Annotated in this window: 26 protein-coding genes and 1 pseudogene; 20 read left to right on the top strand and 7 right to left on the bottom strand. The window is 28.1% G+C overall.

Annotation, left to right across the window (positions count from 1 at the left end; genetic code table 11):
- Positions 1 to 204 precede the first annotated feature (204 nt).
- From T324_RS0107245 to T324_RS0107260, 4 genes are all read left to right on the top strand, one after another.
- A complete protein-coding gene (locus T324_RS0107245) occupies positions 205 to 1,836 on the top strand; it encodes a phytoene desaturase family protein (protein WP_028329629.1) in 1,632 nt (543 codons plus the stop codon).
- 96 nt (positions 1,837 to 1,932) lie between these two features.
- Positions 1,933 to 2,433: a DUF2147 domain-containing protein gene (locus T324_RS0107250; RefSeq protein ID WP_028329630.1), complete on the top strand. Its 501-nt coding sequence runs from the start codon at positions 1,933 to 1,935 to the stop codon at positions 2,431 to 2,433.
- Between the two features lie 74 nt (positions 2,434 to 2,507).
- Complete coding sequence (locus T324_RS0107255) at positions 2,508 to 3,416, top strand: hypothetical protein (RefSeq protein ID WP_028329631.1); 909 nt, start codon at positions 2,508 to 2,510, stop codon at positions 3,414 to 3,416.
- A gap of 129 nt (positions 3,417 to 3,545) precedes the next feature.
- Positions 3,546 to 4,055 (top strand): DUF2147 domain-containing protein, encoded by a 510-nt coding sequence (locus tag T324_RS0107260; protein ID WP_028329632.1) that lies wholly within the window; start codon positions 3,546 to 3,548, stop codon positions 4,053 to 4,055.
- A 23-nt stretch (positions 4,056 to 4,078) separates the two neighbouring features.
- Here T324_RS0107260 and T324_RS0107265 read toward each other — a convergent pair whose 3' ends face one another.
- The 5 genes from T324_RS0107265 to pepF all read right to left on the bottom strand — a co-directional run bounded on the left by T324_RS0107265 (position 4,079) and on the right by pepF (position 9,613).
- A complete protein-coding gene (locus T324_RS0107265) occupies positions 4,079 to 4,996 on the bottom strand; it encodes a DMT family transporter (protein WP_028329633.1) in 918 nt (305 codons plus the stop codon).
- A 70-nt stretch (positions 4,997 to 5,066) separates the two neighbouring features.
- Complete coding sequence (locus tag T324_RS0107270; protein ID WP_028329634.1) at positions 5,067 to 6,200, bottom strand: MFS transporter; 1,134 nt, start codon at positions 6,198 to 6,200, stop codon at positions 5,067 to 5,069.
- 90 nt (positions 6,201 to 6,290) lie between these two features.
- A complete protein-coding gene (locus T324_RS0107275; RefSeq protein ID WP_028329635.1) occupies positions 6,291 to 7,061 on the bottom strand; it encodes an HAD-IIA family hydrolase in 771 nt (256 codons plus the stop codon).
- Between the two features lie 410 nt (positions 7,062 to 7,471).
- The gene (locus tag T324_RS0107280; protein WP_028329636.1) at positions 7,472 to 7,675 is read right to left on the bottom strand and encodes a TM2 domain-containing protein; all 204 of its coding nucleotides are present in this window, start codon (positions 7,673 to 7,675) and stop codon (positions 7,472 to 7,474) included.
- A 132-nt stretch (positions 7,676 to 7,807) separates the two neighbouring features.
- Complete coding sequence (gene pepF / locus T324_RS0107285; protein WP_028329637.1) at positions 7,808 to 9,613, bottom strand: oligoendopeptidase F; 1,806 nt, start codon at positions 9,611 to 9,613, stop codon at positions 7,808 to 7,810.
- A gap of 144 nt (positions 9,614 to 9,757) precedes the next feature.
- On the opposite strand from pepF, the gene T324_RS0107290 reads away from it, so the two are divergent.
- From T324_RS0107290 to T324_RS16965, 3 genes and pseudogenes are all read left to right on the top strand, one after another.
- A complete protein-coding gene (locus T324_RS0107290) occupies positions 9,758 to 10,090 on the top strand; it encodes a hypothetical protein (protein ID WP_084548623.1) in 333 nt (110 codons plus the stop codon).
- Positions 10,091 to 10,123: 33 nt separating this feature from the next.
- On the top strand, positions 10,124 to 10,489 hold the full coding sequence (locus T324_RS0107295) for a hypothetical protein (RefSeq protein WP_028329639.1): 366 nt from the start codon (positions 10,124 to 10,126) through the stop codon (positions 10,487 to 10,489).
- Between the two features lie 86 nt (positions 10,490 to 10,575).
- Positions 10,576 to 12,327, top strand: a pseudogene (locus tag T324_RS16965) (bifunctional metallophosphatase/5'-nucleotidase); the annotation flags it as partial.
- A gap of 4 nt (positions 12,328 to 12,331) precedes the next feature.
- On the opposite strand, the gene T324_RS0107305 reads toward T324_RS16965, so the two are convergent.
- Together T324_RS0107305 and T324_RS0107310 are read right to left on the bottom strand one after the other, a co-directional pair.
- Positions 12,332 to 13,762, bottom strand: coding sequence for a sodium/glutamate symporter (locus T324_RS0107305; protein ID WP_028329640.1), 1,431 nt, complete (start codon positions 13,760 to 13,762; stop codon positions 12,332 to 12,334).
- A 15-nt stretch (positions 13,763 to 13,777) separates the two neighbouring features.
- Positions 13,778 to 14,605: a SanA/YdcF family protein gene (locus tag T324_RS0107310; RefSeq protein WP_028329641.1), complete on the bottom strand. Its 828-nt coding sequence runs from the start codon at positions 14,603 to 14,605 to the stop codon at positions 13,778 to 13,780.
- A 434-nt stretch (positions 14,606 to 15,039) separates the two neighbouring features.
- Between T324_RS0107310 and ilvB the strand changes: the two genes are divergently transcribed.
- The 13 genes from ilvB (at position 15,040) to T324_RS0107380 (ending at position 26,609) form a co-directional block, all read left to right on the top strand.
- Entirely contained in the window at positions 15,040 to 16,713 is a 1,674-nt protein-coding gene (gene ilvB, locus T324_RS0107320) for a biosynthetic-type acetolactate synthase large subunit (RefSeq protein ID WP_028329642.1), read from the top strand.
- Between the two features lie 18 nt (positions 16,714 to 16,731).
- Positions 16,732 to 17,259, top strand: a complete 528-nt coding sequence (gene ilvN, locus T324_RS0107325; protein WP_028329643.1) for an acetolactate synthase small subunit — start codon at positions 16,732 to 16,734, stop codon at positions 17,257 to 17,259.
- 31 nt (positions 17,260 to 17,290) lie between these two features.
- Positions 17,291 to 18,286 (top strand): ketol-acid reductoisomerase, encoded by a 996-nt coding sequence (gene ilvC, locus T324_RS0107330; RefSeq protein WP_028329644.1) that lies wholly within the window; start codon positions 17,291 to 17,293, stop codon positions 18,284 to 18,286.
- Between the two features lie 69 nt (positions 18,287 to 18,355).
- On the top strand, positions 18,356 to 19,852 hold the full coding sequence (locus T324_RS0107335; RefSeq protein WP_028329645.1) for a 2-isopropylmalate synthase: 1,497 nt from the start codon (positions 18,356 to 18,358) through the stop codon (positions 19,850 to 19,852).
- Positions 19,853 to 19,918: 66 nt separating this feature from the next.
- Positions 19,919 to 21,166: a 3-isopropylmalate dehydratase large subunit gene (leuC, locus tag T324_RS0107340; protein WP_038375079.1), complete on the top strand. Its 1,248-nt coding sequence runs from the start codon at positions 19,919 to 19,921 to the stop codon at positions 21,164 to 21,166.
- 23 nt (positions 21,167 to 21,189) lie between these two features.
- Positions 21,190 to 21,681: a 3-isopropylmalate dehydratase small subunit gene (leuD, locus tag T324_RS0107345; RefSeq protein WP_028329647.1), complete on the top strand. Its 492-nt coding sequence runs from the start codon at positions 21,190 to 21,192 to the stop codon at positions 21,679 to 21,681.
- Positions 21,682 to 21,687: 6 nt separating this feature from the next.
- On the top strand, positions 21,688 to 22,776 hold the full coding sequence (gene leuB / locus T324_RS0107350; RefSeq protein WP_028329648.1) for a 3-isopropylmalate dehydrogenase: 1,089 nt from the start codon (positions 21,688 to 21,690) through the stop codon (positions 22,774 to 22,776).
- A 152-nt stretch (positions 22,777 to 22,928) separates the two neighbouring features.
- Complete coding sequence (locus tag T324_RS0107355; protein ID WP_028329649.1) at positions 22,929 to 23,165, top strand: hypothetical protein; 237 nt, start codon at positions 22,929 to 22,931, stop codon at positions 23,163 to 23,165.
- A complete protein-coding gene (gene pgeF / locus T324_RS0107360; RefSeq protein WP_028329650.1) occupies positions 23,158 to 23,874 on the top strand; it encodes a peptidoglycan editing factor PgeF in 717 nt (238 codons plus the stop codon). Before T324_RS0107355 ends, pgeF begins: the two co-directional genes overlap by 8 nt.
- A 13-nt stretch (positions 23,875 to 23,887) precedes the next feature.
- Positions 23,888 to 24,289 (top strand): hypothetical protein, encoded by a 402-nt coding sequence (locus tag T324_RS0107365; protein ID WP_156920154.1) that lies wholly within the window; start codon positions 23,888 to 23,890, stop codon positions 24,287 to 24,289.
- A gap of 715 nt (positions 24,290 to 25,004) precedes the next feature.
- Positions 25,005 to 25,712: an acyl-[acyl-carrier-protein] thioesterase gene (locus T324_RS0107370; protein ID WP_028329652.1), complete on the top strand. Its 708-nt coding sequence runs from the start codon at positions 25,005 to 25,007 to the stop codon at positions 25,710 to 25,712.
- 95 nt (positions 25,713 to 25,807) lie between these two features.
- Positions 25,808 to 26,329, top strand: a complete 522-nt coding sequence (locus tag T324_RS16970; RefSeq protein WP_038375080.1) for a type II toxin-antitoxin system antitoxin SocA domain-containing protein — start codon at positions 25,808 to 25,810, stop codon at positions 26,327 to 26,329.
- Positions 26,316 to 26,609 carry a hypothetical protein gene (locus tag T324_RS0107380; protein WP_028329653.1) on the top strand — a complete coding sequence of 98 codons (294 nt, stop codon included), beginning with the start codon at positions 26,316 to 26,318 and terminating at the stop codon, positions 26,607 to 26,609. The genes T324_RS16970 and T324_RS0107380 overlap by 14 nt, the downstream gene beginning before the upstream one ends.
- Positions 26,610 to 26,625 lie beyond the last annotated feature (16 nt).

Genomic DNA, 26,625 nt, shown 5'->3' on the forward strand with positions numbered 1-26,625 from the left:
GAAAATTAAATATTTATATAATTTTACAATACATTTAATACAAATATATATGAAATTGTAAATTTTTTTAAAAAAAGGAACTATATATACGCATTTTTTATAAAAAACGCTTGTATTTATTCTCGTATTTGTTATATTATATATAAGCAAAAACAAATAAAAACGCTTATGAAATATAAGCGATTTATTAAAGGGGATATAAATATGACTAATAATAATAAATATGATATAGTAATAATAGGTTCAGGATTAGGGGGATTAACTTCAGGAGCTTACTTGGCAAAAAAGGGAAAAAAAGTATTGGTTTTAGAAAGCCATAATATAGTTGGCGGATGTGCTACAGTATATAAAAGAAAAAATGTTAAATTTGAAGTTGGATTACATGAGATGGATATGGCTAAAAAAAGCAGAGATGGAAAGTATCCTATATTAAAACAATTAGGTATTTATGACAGAGTTGATTTTGTTAAATTGCCTCAAACTTGGAGAATAAAAACAGAAGCTACAGATTTAGTTATACCTGAAGGTTATGAGAATATTATGAATACGTTAGAAAAAGAATTCCCAGAAGAGAAGGGCGGTATAAAAAAATATTTCGGCGGACTTTCAAGAATAATGTATATGATAAGAAGACTTCCTTATGACTTAAAGTTTTTTGATTTCTTTTTCTATCCTATAACAACATTCCCAATGAATTTATACCATTTATTTACACAAAAGAAACTTGGAAATGTTTTAGATTCAATAATAAAAAGTGATAAGTTAAAGAGAATATTAAATATCAATATAACTTATTATCATGATAACCCTTATGAATTTACTTGGTATTATCATGCTTGTGCTCAAGGCGGATACTATAACCAAGCTTGTTTTATCAAAGGAGGAAGTCAGAAATTATCTGATGCTTTAGCTGATATAATAAGAGAAAATGGAGGAGAGGTTAGAGTTTCTTCAGAAGTGAAAAAAATAAATGTAAAAGGAAATATTGCTGAGGGAGTAACTTATTTTGATAAAAGAGCAAAAGAAGAAGTTACAGTTAATGCTGATTATGTAATAGCTAATGCTGCACCTAAGGTTGTATATGATGAGCTTCTTCCAAAAGAATATGAGGATAAGAGAATAAATAAACTTAAAAACTCAGTTTCCTTATATACAGTTTACATAATATTTAAGAAGAAATTTACAGAGCTTTATCCTAATAATGCATACTCTACTTTTATAAGTACAGAAAAAATCTTGAATACACCATTTAAAGAAGATGCTAAGGGACAAAGAAATATACCTGTAGGGGATAGAAACTTTGTATTTGTTGATTATTCTACAATTGACAGCGGACTTGTAGAAGAAGGTGATGAACGTTCATTTGCTGTATTGACAGGTCCTTCATATTTAGATGAGTGGAAAGATTTAAGCGATGAAGAATATAAAGCTAAAAAGAAAGAGTTAGCAGAGAAATTGATAGACAGAGCAGAACAGCATTATCCTGGATTTAGAGACAATATTGAATATTATGAAGTTGCTACACCAAAAACAATAAAGAGATATATTAAAACTCCTGAAGGTACAGCTTACGGATTTGTTCAAGATGCTTATTTGAAGAAGAGCCGTTCTGTAAGAGTATCTCCTACAGTTAAGAATCTTCATTTTGCTAGTGCTTGGGGATTCCCTGGCGGAGGATTTACAGGAGCTATAATGAGCGGATATTTGGCAGCAAGAAATATATTATTCCCTATAAAGCCTTATATAGCATTGAGAATACTGCTTTGTGCTGCTTTTGGAACTGCTGTAGGTACTGCTCATCATTGGATTCCTGCTTTGATGAACTTGTTTAAGTAATAAATAATGCTTCACAGTCTTATTTAATATAAGACTGTGAATTTTGAAAACATACTATAAAAAATAAAAACATAAAAATATAAAGGAGAAATAAAAATGAAAAATAAAATTATAACAATATTAGTTCTTACAATGATATCAAGTATAATGGCCTTTGGACAAAATGCTGATGATATAGTTGGATTATGGTACAGTCAGGCAGATTCTAAAAATAGAGTTTCTGTGGTTCAGATTTATAAAGAGAATAATAAATATTATGCTTATTCATTTGCTTATAGAAATTCAACTGATACCGTGAATGATGTTAATAATCCAAAAGCAGAATTAAGAAATTTGCCTTTAAAAGGTCTTGTTTATTTGTATGACTTACAGTTTTCTAATGGAGAATGGAAAGGCGGAAAAATATATAATCCTGAGCAGGGAAAAACATATAATGCCAAAGCTAGTATTTCAGATAATAAGCAGGAGTTAAAAATAAAGGCTACTATAGACGGAGCAGGACTTTTTGGTAAAACTCTTACTTGGAAAAAAGTTCCTAGTAATGAAGTTTCTAAATATACTCCATTAAATAAAAGTGAATTGAGAAAATTAAATTAAAAATAGAATATAGTTGGTGTATAGTAATAAATATACACCTGCAAAATAAATAATAATTATACTGGAGAAAAATTATGAAAAAGATATTAGCAATTATACTCATTACGTTTATAAGTATACCGTTATTAGCACAAGACGATGTGAAGCCTCAAAGAGATTTCACTGATAAATCCGATGAAGGATGGTATTTTTCAAACCACTTTTTAGGAAGATGGAATCATTTTGGGGCTTTATATCAAGGACAATTATTTTATAAAAAGGCTTTATTTAGAGAGATGAATAATTTTTTCTTTGCTGATTCTTATGTTCTTGCAGGAATTGAACAGGAATTCAGCAGCTTTTCAAGAACTTCTGCTTATGTGGAATTCCAGCCTTTAATAGCATTAAAAATGTTATTTAAGTTTACTTATGAAGCAGGACTTGCTCAATCTGGAAGACCTACTTTAGTAGATTCTGATACAAAAGAGTTTAATCATGCTTTGCCTCCTTTTACAGGACTTAATCCTATGACTAGAAAACCTCAGTATGTAGGCGGAAACACTATATATGTTCAGATGGCTCCTACTCTTACTATTGGCGGACCTGCCGGACCTGGATTAATAGCTTTGATATATACTCCGTACATTACTTATATAAGAGCTTTTGGTGTTGATAAAAATAGCTATGTATATTTACCTAGAGATGCCATAGTTGTTAAAGCAGAAGACTTTTATTTTAATCATGATATAAAATTAGGTTACAGCATGAAAGAATGGGGTATGGCTTTTGCTATTAATACAACTATAGAACATATGCTTTCATCAGCTAAAGATCTTTATAGAGTTGGTTTATTTGCTGCTTACTCTCACAAAAAGGCATTAAATGCTGTACCTAGTCTTGCACCATTTGCCAATGTAAAAATTGGTACTTGGCTTGTTGAAAAACATATACAATATCATTTTGCTATACAGCTTGATGTTGGTATAGAGTGGAAATTCTATTAATAATATAACTAGATATTAAAACTTGCAAATAAATATAACTATTTGCAAGTTTTATATAATAAATATTTTACAAAAATCTATCATGTATGTTTTTTATACTAAACATATTTTGATTAATTAGGGGAAATTATGAAGAAAAAAATTTTATGGACATTATCGCTTTTAATATTTTCAAGCGTATTATTTGCCCAAACTCCAAAAGCCAATGATATAGTTGGACTTTGGTATTCTGAAAAAGATGCTGACGGCTTAATACCTGTAGTAGAAATATTTGAAGAAAATGGTAAATATTACGGATACTTTTTCGATTATAAAGGCGGATATGATGGTCCTGATAAAAAAGATGTAAAAAATCCAAATAAAGAATTGAGAGATCTGCCTGTAAAAGGATTAGTTTATTTAATGGGTTTATCTTTTGATCAGAATGAATGGAAAGGCGGAAAGATATATAATCCTTATGATGGAAAAACTTATAATGGAAAGTTATCTTTAGAAAAAAATGGTCAAGAGCTTTTAGTAAGAGGTTCTTTGGATAAAGCAGGAATACTTGGAAAAACTATGAGATGGACTAGAGTGCCTGATTCTGAAAAATCAAAATATACCCCTTTAAAAAGATCTCAATTAAGAAGACTTAATTAATTGACGGTATGGGATGGGAGGCTTTAATTAAGTTTCCCATTTTTTTTTAACTTTATTTTATCTCCTATAGAACTATATATAATACCAATAAGTATTAAAATTCCTCCTATAACTTGAGATATCAATAATGTTTCTCCTAACAATATAACAGCCTCTAAAGAAGAGAAAAAAGGTATTGAATCATATATAATTCCAGCTTTTATTGCTCCTATTTTTGCAATAGCCATATTCCATAATATAAATCCCAAAGCTGATGGGAAAATACCAACATATACAAGTATTAAAGCAGATTTTATATCTAAAGGAGTTGCTGTTTTATTCATATAAGATAAAAGCATTGCAATAAATAATGGTATTATGCCAATTACTACCATAAGATAAAAGAATGTAGATTGAGATATTTCTTTAGGTCTTACTCTTAATGTTAATGTATAAACTGCAAATAATATTACAGCAAGCAGCATATATAAATCGCCTATTGAAAATTTTAATTTTGTTAGAATTTCTATGCTTCCTTTTGTTATTAATATAACTACACCTATTATAACTATTAATAATCCTAATTTTTGATTTATAGTTAATTTTGTTTTCCATATTATTCTGCTTATTATTGCCATTATAATTGGAGATAAAGTTGCAAGTAATGACATATTAGTTGCATTGCTTGTATGTGCTGCTAAATATACAAATGTATTGAATATTGTTATTCCCAATATTGACATTATTATTATTTGTATCCATCGGCCTTTTGCATACTTTATATTTTTTATTAATTTTTTTAAGCAGAATGGAGTTAACACTATAAACGTTACAAACCATCTGTAAAAAGAAATTTCTAAAGGGCTGAAATTAACAAGGTATCTAGCTGCTACAAAGTTTCCGCTCCATATAATAACAGCTAATATTGCAAGTATGTATCCGTAATTTTTATCTGATGACATAGTATTTCCATTTTTATTATTAATAGCATACAATATTATTACAAAATTATTTTTTTTCAATTACTTTTTATTATTTTATTGATTTTATTCTGTAATATGCAGCTGAAATAATTGCTGATAAAATTGCAATTGATGCTAATACTATGTAAGCAGTATTTATTGAATATACATCTATTAATTTTCCTGTTATTATTGGGAATATGAATATACCAAAAGAATATGTTGATTGAAAAAATCCCATAGCTGATGATTTTTTTTCTACTTCTATTTCTTTTACAGATTCACTAGTAAGCAAAGATGATAATATACCTGATGAAAAGCCGCCTAAAATTTGCGATAGTGTTATTATAAGTATATTATTGGTTGATATTACTATTATGCAATATACAGCCATCATTATAAATGATATAGAAACATATACTTTGATGTTTTTTTCATTTTTTATTTTGCTTGGAAGAAATGCCCCAATTATAGCAAAAAACATACTTGTTATTGAAGCTAGGCCTACATTTTGAGAAGTTCCTCCAAGTTCTTTTATTCTGTTTAAAGTGAATGATATAATTGCTGATATTTGTACTCCCTGCATTACTATAGCAAGCAAAGAAAATACTATTAATCTTTTATTTTTTATAACAGAAAATAGTCCTTTTACAGACATTCTTTTATTAATTTTATTATCCTTTAAGAATAACCCTAAAAATGCAACTAAAGCTCCCGATACTGCACTTACAATAAGAAGAAATTTCATACCAAGTTTATCATAAGAAAATGCTGCTGTTAAGAAAGCTATAAACATACCAAGTACATTTGACACTAATGCTTTACTTGTTGCTTTGTATTCTTCGTTTTTATTAAAATATGATACATATAAAATTATAAATACAGTCCAAATTGATGCTGATATTCCACATAATAAATTTCCTATAAAAAAGCCATAAGCATTTGTATTTATCAATCTTATTATAGAACCAATTGAAGTTAGAACTCCTGCCAGCATTATAAAAAATTTTGATTTGCCTGTATAGTCATTAAGTAATCCGAATGGAAATTTCAAAAACATCTGTGCAGCACCGTAAACACCTATTATAATACCTATCATAGAAGGAGTGATATTAATAGATGATAAATAAGTAACTTGATAGGGTATATAAACATATAATGAAAGCCATAAAAAAGTCATTATGATAAATAATAAACGAGACATATAAAATTCCTAAATATTAATGAAAAAATAAAGCTGCTTAAAAAATTAAACAGCTTTTTATATTATACATTTAAATCATTTATTTGTACATCATAATTCATCAACATTTATTTCAGCAACAGAATTAAGTACATAATTAGGCCTGTAAGGAAACTCTTTTATCATTTCTTTTGTAGTAACCCCTGAAAGAACAAGACAAGTTTTCATACCTGCACCAAGTCCTCCTAATATATCAGTATCCATTCTGTCTCCAACCATCAATGTATTTTCGCTATGGGCGTTAATTTGATTTTTTGCTATAGACATCATAATAGGGTTAGGCTTTCCAACTATATAAGGTTTTTTGCCTGTAGCTGTTTCTATAGCTGCAAGTATAGGTCCTACAGCAGGAACCAATTCTCCATTTGGAGCAGGGTCTACTATATCCGGATTGCATCCTATAAACCTAGCACCTTTATTTATTAAATGTACTGCCTTTTGAAGCATATCAAAATTAAATGCATTAGTTTTTCCAACTACAACATAATCAGGATTAACATCATTTATACTGTATCCTACATTATAAAGTTCGCTTACAAGTCCTCCGGTACCTATTACATAAGCAGTTCCGTTTTCAAGCTGTCTTTGAAGGAATATTGCTGTTGCCTGTGCTGCTGTAAAGAAATGTTTTTCTTCTAAACCATTTACGCCTAATGATTCTAATTTTCTTTTTAAATCTCTAGGAGTTTGTTCTGCATTATTTGTTAAAAATAGAAATGGAATATTTTTATATAATAGCATGCTTATAAAATCTTTAGCACCGTCTATTAAATTATTGCCTCTGTATATAACTCCGTCCATATCTGATATTATACTAATCATTTATTTTTCCTCTATTTGTTTTTTATTATTTTCTTATATTAGATTTGTTATTTAAATATTTTTTTAAATTGTATAAATATAAAATAAAAAGTCAATTATAATTTTTTTAATAAAATCTAATATAAAACAATTCTAAATATATTTTGTAAATTTTATTTTTTGTTTTTTTATTACATTTATATTGAGATAATATTAATCAATAGGTATAATAAATCTAGTTTCAGGCTAAAAACTCCATTATTACTATAAGGTTTTTATTTACGGGGCATTTTGCTCAAATATCATACAGATTTTATAGTATTTTTTTCTGATTATTAGCGGATATGTGTAATCTTTTTAAAAAAAGAAGAGAGTTAAAAAATAATTAACTCTCCTCCTATTTTGTAACTTTTTAATTTACTATTATAGTATTATCTTTTTAATTTTCTGCCTTCTTTATCAGTGAATTTGTCTAAGATTATCATTACGATATCTATGATATACCATATACCAAGACCGCCGGCAGTAAGCCAATATAATATACCTGTACCTATTTTTCCTACATAGAACCTATGAACTGGTAGGAATATTGCTAAAATTAATGTAACAACCCAGCTTTTATCTGAAGTTTCCATATAACTCTCCTTAAAGTTTATTTACCATACTAGTGTATACTATATTTAAAAAAATGCAATATATAATTAAAATAAAAGGCCGACATATAAAAAATGCCGACCCTAAAAATTCAAAACTAATAATTAATTAAATCAATTTAATGCTTTTAATTCTTCTACCTCTTTAGCAAATAATTTCAAAGCACTTTCTACAACAGTAGGTTTAGTCATATCAACACCAGCAACTTTTAAATTCTCTATAGGAGTTCTGCTTCCTCCGCTCTTTAAGAATTTTAAATAATTATCTCTGTTTGTGTAGTCATTTTTAGCATTGCCTTCAAGCACTCCGTTAGATAAAGCAACAGCGGCAGACATACCAGTAGCATATTTATAAACATAGAATGAACGGTAGAAATGAGGTATTCTCAAAGCCTCTAAATCGCTTACTTCTTCTAGCACAGCTTTTTCTCCGAAGTATTTTTTTAGTAAGTCTTTATAAACATTTCTTATAAGCTCCAATGTTGTAGGATTGCCTTCTTCAGCTTCTTTATGTATAATATGTTCAAATTCTGCAAACATAGTCTGTCTGAATACTGTAGCAACAAATCCGTTTATATCCTTATTAAGTAAAAATGCTTTAACTTCTTTCTTACTTTCATTTTGCATTAAATAATTAAATAAAAGTTTTTCATTGAAAGTAGATGCAACTTCTGCTTCAAATATACTGTAATCATGATGCTGGAAAGGATTATTTTTTCTGCTGTAATAGCTATGCATACTATGTCCTGCCTCATGTGCTAATGTGAATACTGATTCAATGCTTTCATCTCTGAAGTTCATTAATATATAAGGTTCTGATACATAACATCCAGAAGAGAATGCTCCACTGCTTTTTCCTTTATTTTCATATCTGTCAACCCATCTTGAATTAAGGCCATTTGTTAAAGTTGATACATATTCTTCACCTAAAGGAGATAATGCCTTACTTAAAACTTCTATTGCCTCAGTAAATGTATGTTTTATAACTACATCATTAACAACAGGGGCATATTTATCGTATTGTCTGAAATCGCTTATTCCTAATTTTTTGGCACAATATTCATAATAGCTATGAACCGAAGGCAATGCATTATGTACACTCTCAATTAAGCTGTCATAAACGCTTACAGGTATATCATCGCCGAATAATTCCATTTCACGTACGCTGTTATAATTTCTTATTTTGGCGTCAAATATATCCTGTTTTATTTGGCTTGCATAAAGTTCTGCTAATGTGTTTTTATGCTTATCATATTCTTTATAAAATTGATTATAACTATTCTTTCTTATTTCTCTATCCTGACTTTCCTGAAAACTTGAGAATGTTGCATGCGTTAATGGAGTTTTCTTTCCATTATGTTCTAATACTCCAAAATCTAAATCTGCATCATTTAAAGTATCGAATACATTTGAAGCTGTTGATGATAATTCGCTTTGAAGTGCGAGTATTCTCTCTTCTTTCTCTGATAATGTATGAGGCTTGTATTTAAGTATATTATTCAAATAAATTAAATAATCTTTTAATACATCATCTTTTAAAAAACCATTAATTTTATCATCATCTATGCTCATGAGTTCTGGTTCAAAGTAGCTTAAATTTGCAGAAAACTCTGAAGAAAGTTTAGCAAATCTAGCTACTTTTACATTAGAGTCATTATTAGTTAAATCCTCTGTTTGTTTTAAGAATGCATAAGTTCCTAATTTATCTAAAATAATTGACGCTTTCATTATAGAGTCTAATATATTTTTTAATTCATTGGCTGATTTTGATAAATTTCCTTTGAATTTTATTACATCTTTTGAGAACTCTTCCATAGATTTAAAATCTTTCTCAAACTCTTCATCATTTTTATATAATAAAGTTAAATCCCAAGTATCTTCTATTTTTACATCTTTTCTTTCAATTAATGTATTTGTCATATATGTTCACTCCTTTCTTTTTTATTAATAAATAATAACATTTTGTATAAATATTTGTAAATTATAACATAATATAATATTTTACAAAATAAAAAATAATTATATAATATATCAATATAAAATATTTATTGTTGGAATATTATTTTGAAACGCTATATTCTTTTTAATGAACGAACAGTTGAAAAACAAATTGATAAATTAAATGAAATTATAGAAAATAATAATTTATATAAATTAAGTGATGAATTAGGAAAAATATTGTATCGCGAGTTAAAAGCTGGAAATATGATAAGAGAAATTTCAGTTGGAGGATTTGCAGATGAAAATCATTTATTTATTTTTCTAAATGCTTCCTTTATTTCAAAAGCTATAAAAAACAGTGAGAATATAGAATACATAGAAGTTAATGATCCGCATTATTGGAAAGCAGAATACATAGATTTAAAAAATAAGCAAACTATAGCTTGTCCTTTTTAAATATTATACTTAGAAGTAAGGAGGTAAATATTTATGGAAAGTTTTAATCTAAACGATATTGAACAAATAATGACTTTTTATTTAATATTTAATTTTGTAATATTAGCATGTTTAATATATATTGTAATATCTTTAGTTTTTAGACTGTTGCCTAAAAAACAAGAAGAAAATAATAAAGATAGTAAAAATAATAAAAAGAATAAATCATTAAATAAAAGAAAAAAGAAAGATATAATAGACTTATTTTGGACTGAGGATAAAGATAGTAAAGGCAGAACGATTTTTAGAAGAAGTTTTTTAATAGTTCTTATTGTATTTACATCTATTTATATATTTAATTCTTTTAATTTTATAATGTCTAATATTGATGTTGTAAAGAGAGTTTTAAAAATAGAATAGCTATTATATATTTTGTTTTTTATGTTATAATTTTTTAATATTATAGAGGTTATTTATAGATGGATGATAAAGTTCGCATAGCAAATGAAGCAAGATTTACCATAGTTCAAACAACAGATGTTCATAGTATGATATTTCCTTATAATTTTATGAAAGATAAAGAAGAAAATACATCTATAGCTCATGTTTATAATTATGTGAAACAACTGAGAAATGATGGCAAAACAGTATTGTTATTAGATGATGGTGATTTTTTACAGGGACAGCCTGCAGTTTATTATTATAATTTTGTTGCAACTAATGAAACTCATATATGGTCTGAGATTTTAAATTATATGGAATATGATGCTGTAGTTTTGGGAAATCACGATATAGAGGCTGGTCATAATGTATATGATAAGATAAATAAAGAAGTAAAAGCTCCATTATTAGCAGCAAATTTAATTTATGAAAATACTAAAGAACCATATTTTAAACCTTATACTATAGTTGAAAAAAGTGGTGTAAAAATAGCCATACTTGGGCTTATAGAACCTGCAATAGAAAGACAACTTCCAAAAGTTCTGTATTATGGATTAGAAACAGAGGATATGGTTGAATCTGCTAGGAAATGGATTAAGGTTATAAAGGAAAAAGAAAAGCCTGATATGATAATAGGTTTATTTCATTCTGGAGCTAATCATACAGAAGATAAAGAAAAATATAAAAATGAAAATGCAAGTCAGTTAGTAGCTGAAGAAGTTGATGGATTTGATTTAATATTAGTAGGACATGATCATCAAGGCTGGACAGGACTTGGTTATGATGAAATATCAAAAAAGAAAACTAAAGAAGTAAAAAATTCAAATGGTAAAACTATACCTATATTTGGAGGAGTTAATGCAGCAAGGTATATAGTTTCTATAGATGTAATTGTGAAATATAATGAAGAAAATATAGTTTGCGATATACAATTTGATGGAATTTTATTAGAGCCTTCTTCATTTGAAGCAGATAAAGATTTTTTAAATAAATTTTCTAATGCTAATACAAATATAAAAAAATGGGTCAATAGAGATATAGGTAAATTGAATACAAAATTAGTATCAGATGAGGCTTTATTTGGAGACAGTTATTTTTTAAGTTTTATACATAAGATGCAATTTGAAATATCTAAAGAAGAGCTTGGAGAAGATATAGATATTTCTTTTGCTGCTCCTTTAAGTAAAGATGCTGTTTTGGATAACGGTGCTGTAAAGTTAAAAGATATGTTCAGCCTATATCCATGTGAAAATTTTTTCTATATTATGAAGCTTACTGGAAAACAGATAAAAGATTTTATGGAATATTCTTATGGCAGATGGTTTAATACTATGACAAATATTAATGATCATTTAATAGCTTTTAAAAAAGATATTGATGGAAAATTAATATTTAATAAAAGATATAATTCTTATGATACTTTAACACCAATATATAATTATGAAAGTATTGCAGGATTAAATTATATTGTTGATGTTACAAAGCCTTATGGAAATAAAGTCTATATAGAAGAGTTAACTGATGGAAGAAATTTTGAATTGGATAAAGAATATAAAGTTGGTATTAATTCCTATAGAGGAAGTGGCGGAGGATATCATCTTATTAAAGGTGCGGGCATAGATTTGAAAACATTACAAAATATGGAATTAGTATTAAAATCTACTGATAAAGATTTGAGGTATTATATTATAAGTTGGTTTGAAAAACAAGATTCTGCTGTAACAGTTGAGAAGCTTAATAATTGGAAAGTTGTTCCTGAGGACTATCTTCATGCTGGAATGAAGAAGGATTATCCTCTAATATATCCAGAAATATAATTCTTTATGCATTAGATTTTTTATGTATAAAGTATGCTATAAATGCAAAAGCCAAATATGCAGCAGAAGTTATAACAGCAGTAATAAAGTTATCCCAAGTTGAACCCACTGCCAAAACAGTATTGAGTATTGGAACTATTAAAAGTCCTGTTACTGACATTAAAGAAAAACCCAAAGAGAATTCTGTTAATGCTGGGCTTTTGTATTCAGGATCGCATATTTTTAAAAGAGTCATACCGGTTATTAATACTCCAGTTAAAGTACCCCAAGAAATTATTGCCCTTTCAAAAGCATAGTCATTTTTAAATAGCATATTACTAAGTGTGAATACTATAATATAAGTTACTATAAATCCAATTACGCACATAACTATTATAGGTGCTATATAGTATATTATTGCTTTAATAGGAAGGCTTGTTATTGCTGATACTATGGCAAAGTCGCTTAATGTACCTATTATTTTAGCCTTTACTTTAGCATCCACCATCCATGATAATTTAAGTTTTTTTATAATCATATTTAAAGCAAACATTATTATCATAGAATATGTCCATACTGGAAGAACATCCAAACCGGCTATTCCTGCTTTTTTTATGAAGTTTAAAACTATATAAGCCAAACCGCATACAGCAAATATTACAGCCAAATGAAATGTTATAGTTTCTATTGAACTGCTTAAAAAAGTTTCTCTTCCTAAACTTGATTGCTTGCTTATATCATTATTGTAGCCAACTTCCATACTTCTGTCTATTTTATTTATATTGGAATTATCATCGCTGGTGTTTTCTATTTTTTTAATAACATTAGTTTTATTTGTTCTTACGGCTATATTTATAAATATAATACCGAATATCATTCCTCCTACAAGTCCTATTGTAGCAGTAGTCAAAGCAACCCCTTGTGCTATTTCCCATTGAGGTATTCCAAATCCTTCGAGTAATTTTCCAGTAGCAGCAGCTAGTCCATGACCTCCGGCAAAACCGGCTGAAAGTTCATAACCGAAAGTTCTGTATATATCCATTTCCGGACTAATTTTTGTAAATAATATATTAGTTGCATATCCTATAGCTGATTGTGCCATGCTTGCACATTGGAATATACCGAATGCAATTAATACTTTAGTTGGATATAAAGATTTAATAGTTTTAGTCTCATTTAAAAACATTCCCAAAGGAATGGCAGCAAATATTGGTATAGACAATATGCCAGGTAAAAGAGAATATGTTTTTATCCATTCTGATGATATAGAAAAACTTGAAAACCTTCCTAAAATTTCAGGAGAAATTAAAAGTCCTACAAATCCTCCTATTACAGATGCTGGAAGATATAATGATTGAAATAATTTAACTTTAGCCCTTAAAATTACTCCGATTAAAAGTAAAACAGAAAGTAATGATAATGACTGAAGTAATTCAGTTAATAATTGCGATGTCATATTATTTCCTTAAAATTAATTGTTTTTATTTTCTATAGAGTTTTTATCAATTTTATTGCTTTTATCTTTTATAATTTCTTCTCTTTCTTCTATTTTTATGGTATCTCCGTAAAATTTTGGCGGACGGTTTAATAATATATCAACAAACATTAATGCTCTTGCCCCTAATTCTCTTGGGAACTGTCTTATTCTGTATAGCTTTCTTACATTATGAGCATTATAAGCTATAGCGTTTATTTTTTTCTGTCTTGCTATTAATATTGCTCTTTCATTATGAAAAGGCTGAGAAACTATAGTAAAATTACTAAGTTCAAAGACTTTATTTGCTCTTATTATTGAGTCTCTGGTTCTAAATCCTGCAAAATCTAAAAATATATGTTTTTTGTCTACTCCTAATCTTATTAAGTCTAAACGCATTTGTCTAGGTTCATTGTAAGATCTGTATCTGTTGTCACCGCTTACTAATATAAATTTAACCTTTCCGCTTTTGTAAAGTTCATAAGCAGCATCCATTCTAAACTTGAAATACATATTAATTTGTCCATTATAAAGATACTTACTTGTACCCAATACTAAAGCTACATCATTATATGGTATTTCTTCTAAAGACGAATATATATATTTTCTTGAGTATATGGAAACCGATAAATACGATACAAGCATAAATATTGCAGATATTATAATAATTTCAGGCATTAATATAAATGCAGATATAAATATAAATATTATATAAGAAAATAATTTATATAGAAGATTTTTATTTTGTATATTTTTTTTAACTATTTTATAATTATCTTTTATTCTTAGTATTTTTTTATTGTATCTATTCTTTAATATATTCATAAATCCTACATTCGTATTGTAGCAATAGTATACTAAAATAATTTATATTGTCAATTGTTATTACTTTTAAAAGTTAAGAAAAAATTTATTTTAAGTATTGCAATATTATGTAAAAATATTATAATATTAGCAAATAAAAAAGGAGAATGATTATGTCCTACGTTGCAAAAACAGGCATGTATTCAGTATTTGATAATTCAAATACTTTCTGTGTAAATAATAATTCTAAAAAATCTAATTTTTCTGCAATCAATAATATTAATATTCTCATCCTCCTATCTATTATTCTCAATATTCTGTTATAATTTAATCTAATATATCAATAATTATACATTTATAACTACAATAGAAATTTTAATTATAAATTTCTATAAGTAGAAATATTAAAAAATAAATTTAAGAAGGTTATAAAATTAATTTTAAAGGAGTTTGTAATGAAGTTGAATGGTTCTGAAATAATAATGGAAGTTTTAATAGAACAGAACATAGATACTGTATTTGGTTATCCGGGCGGTGCTGCTTTATTTATATACGATGCTATTTATAAATATAGAGATAAAATAAAACATATAATGCCTGTTGATGAAGTAGGTGCCTGTCATGCTGCTGACGGATATGCAAGAGCAAGCGGTAAAACAGGAGTTGTAATAGCTACAAGCGGACCAGGAGCTACTAATTTAGTAACACCTTTGGCAACAGCATATATGGATAGTGTTCCTTTAATTGCAATAACTGCTAATGTTCCTGAAAGTTTAATAGGTAAAGATTCATTCCAAGAGGTTTATATAGCTGGAATAACAATGCCTATAACTAAACATAATTTTGTAGTTAGAAAAATGGAAGATTTAGCTGATACATTAAGAAAAGCTTTTATGATAGCTAATACCGGAAGAAAAGGACCTGTTTTAATAGATATACCTAAGAATTTTACTTTTGCAGAAACAGAATTTGTATCAAGAAAAAAATTTGAACCTAAAAAAATTGGTATAACATCAGAAGATGAAAAAACAATAGAAGAAGTAGCAAAATTAATAAATGAATCTAAAAGACCTATAATATATTTCGGCGGAGGAGCAAAAGATTCCAGTGATAAATTAAGAGACTTTATGATTAATTCTAATATACCTTCTGTTCATACTTTGATGGGAGCTGGTGTATTGGGATATAAAGAAAAACTAAATATAGGACTTTTGGGAATGCATGGTTCTGTTACTGCTAATAAAGTAATGAATGAAGCAGATTTAATATTGGCTGTTGGAACTAGATTCAGCGATAGAGTAGCTTTGAATACTTCAAAATTCGGAGGTACTGCTAAGAAAGTTCATATAGATATTGACAGGAGCGAAATAAATAAAAATGTTCATGTTGATTATAGTATAATAGGCGACTTAAATTATGTTTTGGATAGATTTAAAAAATTGGTAAAAAGAGTAAAAGATGATGAATGGGTAGAATATTTATCAGAATTAAGAGCTAAAGAGATGAAAGAAGATTCTGACAGAAATATAAAAAAAGAGGCTATTTATCCAAGCAAGGTTATGAATGTAATAGGAGAAAAAACCAAAGATGAAGCTATATATGTTACAGATGTAGGACAGCATCAAATGTGGGCAGTTCAGTATATAAGACATATTAAACCTAGAAGTTTTATAACTAGCGGAGGTTTGGGTACTATGGGATTTGGATATGCTGCTGCTTTAGGTTCTCAGATTGCCAATCCAAATAGAAAGGTAATACATATAACAGGAGACGGATCTTTCTATATGAATTTAAATGAGGTAGCTACTGCTGTAGAATATCAATTACCTGTAATAACAATTATATTAAATAATAGTACATTGGGTATGGTTAGACAATGGCAGACTATATTTTATGATAAAAGATATTCAAGTACAGATATAAATAAGAAAATGGATTATGTTAAAGTTGCTGAAGGTTTTGGGGCTAAAGGTTTTAGATGTGAAACTATAAAAGAATTTGAAAATGCTTTTGAAGAGGCTTTGAAATGCAAATGTCCAGTATGGATAGAATGTGTTATAGATAAAGATTTAAAAGTTTTACCTATGATTCCAGCCGGCGGTACTATAGATGATATAATAGTAGATTAATAATTACAGGAGTAAAAGATGAACAGCAAACAAAGAAGAGTTTTAGTTTTATTTGTAGATAATAGTTCAGGTGTATTAAATAGAATAACTTTATTATTCAGTCAAAAAGGATTTAATATAGAAACAATAACTTGTTCTGTAACATGTGTACCAAGCATATCAAGAATGACTATAGTAACAGAAGGGGATGATTCTCATATAACACATATTATGAAACAAGCTTCAAAACTGATAGAGGTTCATTCTGTACATTTGATAGATCATTTAAATAGCATAATAAGAGATTTGTTATTAGTAAAGATAGAAATTAATGATGCTAATAAACGTAAAGCATGCGATATAACTAATGCACATAACGGACTTATACTTGATATAGGAAATAAAAGCATGATAGTTGAAATTACAGCTTCTGCATCTGTAATAGACGGATATTTAGAATCATTAAAGGATTTTAATATTTTAGAACTTTCAAGAACAGGCGTAACATCTATACAGCTTGGAGATGCAGTTCCTGATATGAATATAATAAATAATTTTGAATTTTAAATATATTAAAAAATAAAAAGGAGAGATAAAAATGATAAAAAAATATTATGATGCTGATTGTAATCTAGGAGTACTAGACGGTAAAACTATAGCTATAATGGGATACGGCAGTCAAGGACATGCTCATGCTCAGAATTTAAAAGACAGCGGAATGAATGTTGTAGTTGGTTTAAGAAAAGACAGTGCTAATTTCAAAAAGGCTCAGGAAGCTGGTTTGAAAGTAATGGAAGTTGAAGAAGCTGCTAAGGCTGCTGATATAGTAATGATGCTTGTTCCAGATGAGGTTTCAGCTGATATTTACAATACTCAAGTTGCTCCTCATATGAAAGAAGGAAATGTATTAATGTATGCACATGGATTTAATATTCATTTCCAATTTGTAGTTCCTGCTAAAAATATAGACGTTATAATGGTAGCTCCAAAAGGACCTGGACACACTGTAAGAAGTCAGTATTTAGAAGGAAGAGGTGTTCCTAGCTTGATAGCAGTTTATCAGGACTTCAGCGGAAGAGCAAAAGATTATGCTTTAGCTTATGCCTCCGGTATAGGTGCAGGACGTGCCGGTATATTAGAAACTACTTTCAGAGAAGAAACAGAAACTGATTTATTCGGTGAGCAGGCTGTATTATGCGGAGGTGTTACAGAATTGATGAAAGCAGGATTTGACACTTTAGTAGAAGCTGGATATGAACCGGAAATGGCTTATTTTGAATGTATACATGAAATGAAATTGATTGTTGATTTAATATATTCAGGCGGATTTGCTATGATGAGATATTCTATTTCAAATACTGCTGAATACGGCGATTACAGAACTGGAAGAAGAATGATCACTGAAGAAACTAGAAAAGAAATGAAAAAAGTATTAAGAGAGATACAAGACGGTACTTTTGCTAGTGAGTTTATTCAAGAGTTTAGTGCAGGACGCAAAGCTAAATTTAATGCTACTAAAAAATTAGAAAGCGAGCATAAATTAGAGAAAGTCGGTGCAGAGTTAAGAAAAATGATGAGTTGGATTAAACAGTAATTATTATACATTTTGTAATCCAAAGCATCTTTTAAGTAAATGATGTTTAATTATAAAAGGGTTTTAACAATGAGAAAGATTAAGATTTTTGATACTACTTTAAGAGATGGAGAACAATCTCCTGGTTGTACTATGAATTTGGCTGAAAAATTAGAGATGGCAGCTGAATTAGATAAATTGGGTGTTGATGTTATAGAAGCAGGATTTGCTATATGTTCTGATGATGACTTCAATGCTATAAGAGAAGTAAGTAAAGTTGTAGAGAATGCTAAATTAGCAAGTTTGGCAAGATGCAATAAAAAGGATATAGACAGAGCTTATGAAGCACTTACTGAGGCAAAACATCCTATGCTTCATACTTTTATAGCTACAAGCGATATACATTTAAAGCACAAATTAGAGATGACTAGAGAGCAGGTATTAGAAATAATAAAAGAATCTGTTTCTTATGCTAAAACAAAATTTGATTTTATAGAGTTTTCTGCTGAAGATGCTTCAAGAAGCGATAGAGAATTTTTAGCCAAAGCATATTCTGTTGCAATAGAGAATGGTGCTACTACAATAAATGTTCCTGATACTGTTGGATATACTACTCCATTAGAAATGGCAGATTTGATAAAGTATTTAAAAGAGAATGTTAAAGGTATAGAAAATGTTGATATATCCGTGCATTGTCATGATGATTTAGGACTTGGCACTGCTAACTCTTTGTCTGCTGTTTTGGCTGGAGCTACTCAGGTGGAATGTACTATTAATGGCATAGGTGAGCGTGCAGGAAATGCTAGTTTGGAAGAAATAGTAATGGGCATTAAAACTAGAAAAGATTTTTATAATGCTTATACTGATATTAATACTAAACGTATTTATAAAATTTCTAAATTATTATCTACAATTTCTGGTATGGTAGTTGCTCCTAATAAAGCTATAGTAGGTGCTAATGCTTTTGCTCATGAGGCAGGAATACATCAACATGGCGTATTGAAAGAACGTTCTACTTATGAGATTATGAATGTTGAAGATATAGGAATACCTCAAAATAAAATGGTATTAGGTAAACATTCCGGTAAGCATGCTTTCAAAGATAGAATTGAATCTTTGGGATATGATATAGATGATAAGGCTTTGGAAGATGCATTTGTAAAATTCAAAAATTTGGCTGATAAAAAGAAAATAGTTACTGATACTGATATTGAAGCATTGTTAATAGGAAATACTAGTGTAGAAAATCCTATGTATACTTTAAAAAGTTTTATGGTTAATGATAGTGATTCTATATCTTCTTTTGCTTCCGTATCTATACTTGATAATAAAGAAAATGTTGTGGAAGGCATAGGAAAAGGAAACGGACCTATTGATGCTGCATTCGGTGCTATTGATACTGTTACATCTAATAGAGCTAAATTGGTAAATTATAGTATTAATGCTATCACTGAAGGTGAGGATGCTTTGGGAGAAGTTATTGTAAGATTAGCTTCTGATGATAAAACTGTAATCGGCAGAGCTGTCAGTACAGATATTATTGAGGCTAGCTTAATGGCTTATATTAATGGTTTGAATAAATTATAATAATTATTTATAAGAGGCTTTATATAAGCCTCTTTACTATTTTTAAATTAATTTAAGGATATGGATATGACTATTACTCAGAAAATTTTAGCAGCACATGCCGGTGTTGATAAAGTTGAAGCAGGCGAACTTATCATGGTTAAAACTGATTTAGTTTTAGGAAATGATATAACAAGTCCTGTTGCTATAAATGAATTTGAAAAATATGGATTTAATAAAGTTTTTGATAAAGAAAAAATAGCTTTGGTTATGGATCACTTTGCTCCGAATAAAGATATCAAAGCTGCAGAGCAATGCAAACAATGCAGAGATTTTGCTAATAAGCATGATATTACAAATTATTATGATGTAGGAGATATGGGAGTTGAGCATGCTCTTTTACCTGAAAAAGGTTTAGTAGCACCGGGTGAAGTTATAATAGGGGCAGACTCTCATACTTGTACTTACGGAGCTTTCGGGGCTTTTTCTACAGGAGTTGGAAGTACTGATATGGCTGCTGCTATGGCTACAGGCCAGGTTTGGTTTAAAGTTCCTTCTGCTATTAAATTTAATCTTAAAGGAAAATTAAAACCAAATGTATCCGGTAAAGATGTTATACTTCATATTATAGGTATGATAGGAGTTGACGGAGCATTGTATAAATCTATGGAGTTTAGAGGTGAAGGAGTTTCATCTTTAACTATGGACGATAGAGCTTGTATTGCTAATATGGCTATTGAGGCAGGAGCAAAAAATGGAATATTTGAAGTTGATGATCAAACTATTGAGTTTTTAAAAGATATAGTAAAAAGAGATTATACTGTTTTCAAAGCTGATGATGATGCAGTTTATGATAAAGAGTATGATATTGATTTGTCTTCTATAGAGCCTACAGTTGCATGTCCTCATTTACCAGAGAACACAAAAGAAGCTAAAGAATTAAAAGATATAAAAGTTGATCAGGTTGTTATTGGTTCTTGTACTAATGGAAGATTATCCGATATGGCAATAGCTGCTAATATTTTAAAAGGAAAAAAAGTAGCTAAAAATGTAAGATGTATAATTATCCCTGCTACTCAGAAAGTTTATAAAGAATGTATAAAATTAGGTTATATGGATATATTTATTGATGCAGGCTGTGCTGTATCAACTCCTACATGCGGACCTTGTTTAGGCGGATATATGGGAATACTTGCTCATGATGAGGTTGCTGTTACTACAACTAATAGAAACTTTGTAGGAAGAATGGGGGATAAAACTTCAAAAGTGTATTTGGCTAGTCCTGCTACTGCTGCATATAGTGCTATAACAGGATACATAACAGAGCCTAAATAATTATTTGTAAGGAGATATTGTAAATGAAAGCTAAAGGTTTTGTTCATAAATATGGTGATAATGTTGATACAGATGTTATTATTCCAGCAAGATATTTAAATACTTCCAATCATAAGGAGCTTGCTGCTCATTGTATGGAAGATATTGATAAAGATTTTGTAAGTAAAGTAAAGTCAGGCGATATAATGGTAGGAGGGGAGAATTTTGGATGCGGTTCTTCAAGAGAGCATGCGCCTATTGCTATTAAAGAGTCTGGAATATCATGTGTTATAGCATCTTCTTTTGCAAGAATATTTTATAGAAATTCAATAAATATAGGACTTGCTATATTAGAATGTGATGAGGCTAGTAAAAAAATAAATTCCGGTGATGAAGTTGAAGTTGATTTTGATAATGGTATAATAAAGAATATAACTAAAAATGAAAGTTATAAAGCAGAGCCTTTTCCAGAGTTTATCAAAAATATTATTAACTCTAATGGGCTTTTGAACTCTATAAAAAATTATAAAGGATGATTATTTATGGAAAAAAATATTGTTGTTATTAAAGGAGATGGCGTAGGTCCTGAGGTAGTAGGAAAAGCCATAGATGTACTTAATAGAATATCTGAAAAATATTCTCATAAGTTTAATCTTGAATATGTGGATATGGGAGGATGTTCTATAGACAAATATGGAGTACCTCTTACAGATGAAAATGTAGAAAAATGCATTAAGTCTGATGCTGTTCTTTTAGGTTCTGTAGGCGGTCCTAAATGGGATAAAGTTGATCCTGATAAGAGACCTGAAAGAGGTTTATTAAAACTTCGTAAAGAGATGAATCTTTATGCCAATATTAGACCTACAAAAATATTAAAATCTTTAGAATATGCCTCTCCTCTTAAAGAAACTATATGTAAGGATATGATAGATTTTATCATGGTTAGAGAGCTTACAGGAGGTGTTTATTTTGGGGAGCATAAATTTGAAACAGTAAATGGCGTTAAGCAAGCTACAGATTTAATGCTTTATACTGAAACAGAAATAAGAAGAATAGGTAAGGTTGCTTTTGATTTGGCTAGAAATTTAAAAAGACCTTTGACTTCTGTTGATAAGGCAAATGTTCTTCATACTTCTAAATTATGGCGTGAAGTTATGAATGCTTTATCCAAAGAATATAGCGATGTAGAATATAATGATATGTATGTTGATAATGCCGCTATGCAGATTGCCGCTAATCCTTCACAATTTGGTGTTATAGTTACAGAAAATATGTTTGGAGATATACTTTCTGATGAAGCTAGTGTTATAAGCGGTTCTATTGGTATGGCACCTTCTGCAAGTCTTTCTGATGGAAGTTTAGGATTATATGAACCTATTCATGGATCTGCTCCTGATATTGCCGGAAATGATTTAGCTAATCCTATAGGTACTATACTTTCTCTTGCTATGATGTTTAGATATTCATTTGGTATGAATGATGAAGCTGATGATATTGATAATGCTGTTGTTAGAGCTATAGATGAAGGTTATAGAACACGTGATATAATGCCTAAACATAATATGATGGCTTATTTATATAAAGAAGTGAAATGCTCTGAGATGGGTGATATAATAGTATCTAACATATAATACGTTTAATATATTATAATTATTGCAGTGATTAGGAATTTGTACTTTATTTTCTAGTTACTGCAATAATATTGTGTAATTATACTTGACAATCGATTTATAATGTACATAATAGATATTATATGAATTAAATAATTTGAGGGCTTGTAGAAGTGGAATATAGTGATAAAGAACTTATTTTGGAGCTTCAAGAAGATAATAAATTGCTTTCATCCAAAATAGATGTTTATAAAGAAGAAATAAGTGAATTAAAAAATAAGTTGGAATATGCCAAAAAATTTTTTACTTTATATGAAAGTATTATGGAACATTCCAGAAATGAAACTAAAGAACTTACAGAAAGAGTTAAAGAATTAGAAGAAGAAATAAAAAGATTAAAGAATGAATAATATTTTCTATCCTGCCAAGAATAATAATCAAAAAATATATATAGCTATACTTTCAAAGGGATATAATATTAATGCTAAAGACATTACTTTGGAATATAGAAAAAACAAAGAAGAAGAGTTTTTTAAATATATTAATTTTGATATAAATAAATCTATTTTTATGCATCAGGTTCATAAAGACAATATAGTTAAAATAGATGAATCTAACATTCATTTATTTGGAGGAAGAGAAAAACTTGTTGAAGATACTGATGCTTTAATAACTAATCTTAAAGATACACCTTTAATAGTTCAAACAGCTGATTGTGTGCCTATAATACTTTATTGCGATGAAAGCAAATCGATGGCTGCTATTCATTCAGGATGGAGGGGAACTGTTCAAAATATTACAGCAAAAACCATATCTTTAATGAAAAAAGAATACAATGCTAATCCTTCAAAAATGTATGCTTATATTGGTCCTTATATAGCCCAAAAGGATTATGAGGTAGGAGATGAGGTTGCTGTACATTTTCAAAACAAAACTATGATTAATGATAAATGGCATATTGATAATGGTTTGGAAATAAAACAGCAGATGTTGGAATCAGGTGTTTTAGAAAATAATATAGAGCTTTCTAAACTTAATACTCATGATGAAGTTTTTTATTCTTACAGACGCGATGGTGTTCAGGTAGGAAGAATACTTACTGTTGCTATATTGTTATAATGTTGTAGATTTCATGCAAAATATTATTAATTTTTTTAATACTGAAAATTATGAATATATTTCAAATAATTTTTCTATAGTTTTTAATCATAACAATAATGAAATACATCTTTATTTTGAAGGATTTACCAAAGATGATTATTTTGATTTAGAAAAATTGAAATCTTTAATTGATAATTTGGATATTATTGTAAATAAGGCAAGAGAAATAATAAAAGAAAATTCTAATGAGTATATAAAGAAAGATATGGTAGATTTTTTTGGATTTAATGACATTATAATTTATAAAGATGATACTTTTAATATTGGATTTGATATCGGAGATCCTCCTACTGGAGAATTTTATTATATATACATAAAATTTGATTGGAATTTTAATGCTTCTAAAGATATTATATATGAATGTTATAAATGATTTATATTTTTTATAAATACTAGAAACGCACACAGAGATAGTTAAAAATAATAAAATTAATGTTATTCATAATTTATATATAGTGAAAATTTTTAACTTTGTCAATTTTTTATTCAACTTTTTCCCGCCGCAAAAAGTTGCAAAAAGTGCAAGGTATAAAATTAGTACTAAATCATACTAAAATTGTCTTACATGTAAAATAATTTATTACATTTAAGTTCAAATATATCCTTTCGCGAAGCGTATCCGAGCTTGTCAAGGATATAGCTTCTTTGTGGCAACAAAAGAAGTGGGGGTGTGGGGGCTAGTCCCCACAAACAATAAAATTAAAAAAACTAAAATTGACAAAATCTAGTTGTTTAGGTATATAAATCTAAAGGGCGGGGTATGTAAGTAGATTTTAAGTTTTACTTTCACTCCCCACCCTTAAGATTCGATGATTCATTTTGAGTTTATAGTTTTCTTTATTTTTATAATTTAAATATGAATTATAGATGCCCGCCCTAGAGTTTTTTAAATTTAAAGCAGTATCAACGCACGATTAAATTTTAATATATAAAATTAATGTATTAAATAATATAATTTTAATTATATAAGAAATCAACTAACCGTGCGGTATATATGAAATTGTTATTATCTAATCACTTTGACAATTATAATTTTAGTATTATAATGTTTAAAATTGTATTAATTAAATTAAAAAGGCTTATTATTTATGTATGAAATGAAAACAATTGTAGGAACAAGTCAGATTGATAAAGACGGACTTTTAAAAACTTCATCTATATTTGATTTGATGCAGGATTGTTCATTTTTTCAATTAGATTCGGATATAGAACTTACAAAATATTTTAATGAAAATAATGTAAGTATGTTTTTAGTATCAAGGCAGGTTGATATATACAAACTTCCTAAATACAGCGATAAAGTTATAGTACGAACTTACGTTTATGAATGTAATGAGGCTTATGGTTACAGAAATACTGTAATATATGATGAAAATTATAATGAGCTTGCTATTTGCTATGCTATAGGCGGATTTGTAGATTTATCTAATGGTAATTTAATAAGAGTTCCTTCTGAGTTTATCAATAATATAAAATTTGATGAAAAGCAGAAAATGGATTATTTGCCTAGAAAAATAAAGGTTGATAATAATGCTTTAAAAGAAGTTGATAGATTTAAAGTAAAAAAATATTTTATAGATGATAATAATCATGTAAACAATGCCAGATATATTGATATGGCAATAGATTATGTTGATGATTATTATAAAAGAATAAGAATAGAATATAGAGTACCTGCTGCTTTAGGCGATACTATCGTTGTAAAGAAAGCTTTAATTGATGATAAGGTTTTATTAAAGTTTGACAGTGAGGATGATAAAACTTATGCTATATTAGAGTTTTCTTATAATTTATAATAACTTATAAAAATAACATATATTGTATAAATTTAAAACTTATTGTAGTATATTAAAACAAATTGAATTTTTTGATAAAGAAGGAGAGATAAAATATGAATGATAAATATAAATCAGCTGTGCATTATATTATAGATAGTTGTCAAGATCCTTTCTTACTTGGTTCAATTAAGTTAAATAAGATATTATTTTATTCTGATAGTGCTATGTTTATAGAAACTAATAATTCTATAACTAATGATGTATACATAAAAAGACAATATGGTCCTGTTCCTAAAAATATAGTTAATATATTGAAAGAATTGGAGAGTGAAAAAAAAATAGCTATATCTAAAAAGAAATATGAAAATTATAATCATACAGTTTTTTTCAGTTTAGAAGAAGTTGATTTTTCATTATTGAGTGCAAAGGAAGTTGCTATTTTAAATCAAAATAAAGAAAATATATGCAATAATTATACAGCTAAATCAATAAGCTTTGAAACTCATAATGAAATATGGCAAATGGCAAATATTGGAGAGGAGATACCATTATATACTATATATGCTTCTAATTTAGGAGAAATAAATGAGGATGACATAAAATTTATAGAAGAGGCTATGAATGCTGGAAATTGATATATTGGATATCGAATCTTTTATTGAAGAGAATAAAAAAATATATGCAGATTTGGAAAATATATTTAATGCATTATTATGGAGAATATATAAAAGCAAAGAAAGTTATTATAACAATAAATTAGATGTTTATATAATAAAATCTGATGGATCTAATTCTGATATATTTGTTTCTTTAGTGATAAAATTTTTTAAAGATTTAAATATAAAGAAAATTATATGTGTTATGATAGAAGAAAAAAATACAGGTAAAAGAATTATTTCAGAAATAAAAAAATAATTTTTAATAATAAGTT

It is taken from the genome of Brachyspira alvinipulli ATCC 51933, from assembly GCF_000518245.1.
Lineage (GTDB): Bacteria > Spirochaetota > Brachyspiria > Brachyspirales > Brachyspiraceae > Brachyspira > Brachyspira alvinipulli.

Excerpts from the sequence above, each read along its gene's own strand:
- pgeF (WP_028329650.1), top strand. The coding sequence starts at position 23,158 with ATGAATAATATTTTCTATCCTGCCAAGAATAATAATCAAAAAATATAT.
- T324_RS0107280 (WP_028329636.1), bottom strand. The coding sequence starts at position 7,675 with ATGGAAACTTCAGATAAAAGCTGGGTTGTTACATTAATTTTAGCAATA.
- T324_RS16970 (WP_038375080.1), top strand. The coding sequence starts at position 25,808 with ATGAATGATAAATATAAATCAGCTGTGCATTATATTATAGATAGTTGT.
- ilvB (WP_028329642.1), top strand. The coding sequence starts at position 15,040 with ATGAAGTTGAATGGTTCTGAAATAATAATGGAAGTTTTAATAGAACAG.
- T324_RS0107335 (WP_028329645.1), top strand. The coding sequence starts at position 18,356 with ATGAGAAAGATTAAGATTTTTGATACTACTTTAAGAGATGGAGAACAA.
- leuD (WP_028329647.1), top strand. The coding sequence starts at position 21,190 with ATGAAAGCTAAAGGTTTTGTTCATAAATATGGTGATAATGTTGATACA.
- T324_RS0107250 (WP_028329630.1), top strand. The coding sequence starts at position 1,933 with ATGAAAAATAAAATTATAACAATATTAGTTCTTACAATGATATCAAGT.
- T324_RS0107270 (WP_028329634.1), bottom strand. The coding sequence starts at position 6,200 with ATGTCTCGTTTATTATTTATCATAATGACTTTTTTATGGCTTTCATTA.
- T324_RS0107370 (WP_028329652.1), top strand. The coding sequence starts at position 25,005 with ATGTATGAAATGAAAACAATTGTAGGAACAAGTCAGATTGATAAAGAC.
- T324_RS0107255 (WP_028329631.1), top strand. The coding sequence starts at position 2,508 with ATGAAAAAGATATTAGCAATTATACTCATTACGTTTATAAGTATACCG.
- T324_RS0107265 (WP_028329633.1), bottom strand. The coding sequence starts at position 4,996 with ATGTCATCAGATAAAAATTACGGATACATACTTGCAATATTAGCTGTT.
- T324_RS0107310 (WP_028329641.1), bottom strand. The coding sequence starts at position 14,605 with ATGAATATATTAAAGAATAGATACAATAAAAAAATACTAAGAATAAAA.
- T324_RS0107275 (WP_028329635.1), bottom strand. The coding sequence starts at position 7,061 with ATGATTAGTATAATATCAGATATGGACGGAGTTATATACAGAGGCAAT.
- T324_RS0107305 (WP_028329640.1), bottom strand. The coding sequence starts at position 13,762 with ATGACATCGCAATTATTAACTGAATTACTTCAGTCATTATCATTACTT.
- leuC (WP_038375079.1), top strand. The coding sequence starts at position 19,919 with ATGACTATTACTCAGAAAATTTTAGCAGCACATGCCGGTGTTGATAAA.
- T324_RS0107380 (WP_028329653.1), top strand. The coding sequence starts at position 26,316 with ATGCTGGAAATTGATATATTGGATATCGAATCTTTTATTGAAGAGAAT.
- ilvN (WP_028329643.1), top strand. The coding sequence starts at position 16,732 with ATGAACAGCAAACAAAGAAGAGTTTTAGTTTTATTTGTAGATAATAGT.
- T324_RS0107260 (WP_028329632.1), top strand. The coding sequence starts at position 3,546 with ATGAAGAAAAAAATTTTATGGACATTATCGCTTTTAATATTTTCAAGC.
- pepF (WP_028329637.1), bottom strand. The coding sequence starts at position 9,613 with ATGACAAATACATTAATTGAAAGAAAAGATGTAAAAATAGAAGATACT.
- leuB (WP_028329648.1), top strand. The coding sequence starts at position 21,688 with ATGGAAAAAAATATTGTTGTTATTAAAGGAGATGGCGTAGGTCCTGAG.
- T324_RS0107245 (WP_028329629.1), top strand. The coding sequence starts at position 205 with ATGACTAATAATAATAAATATGATATAGTAATAATAGGTTCAGGATTA.
- T324_RS0107295 (WP_028329639.1), top strand. The coding sequence starts at position 10,124 with ATGGAAAGTTTTAATCTAAACGATATTGAACAAATAATGACTTTTTAT.
- T324_RS0107365 (WP_156920154.1), top strand. The coding sequence starts at position 23,888 with ATGCAAAATATTATTAATTTTTTTAATACTGAAAATTATGAATATATT.
- ilvC (WP_028329644.1), top strand. The coding sequence starts at position 17,291 with ATGATAAAAAAATATTATGATGCTGATTGTAATCTAGGAGTACTAGAC.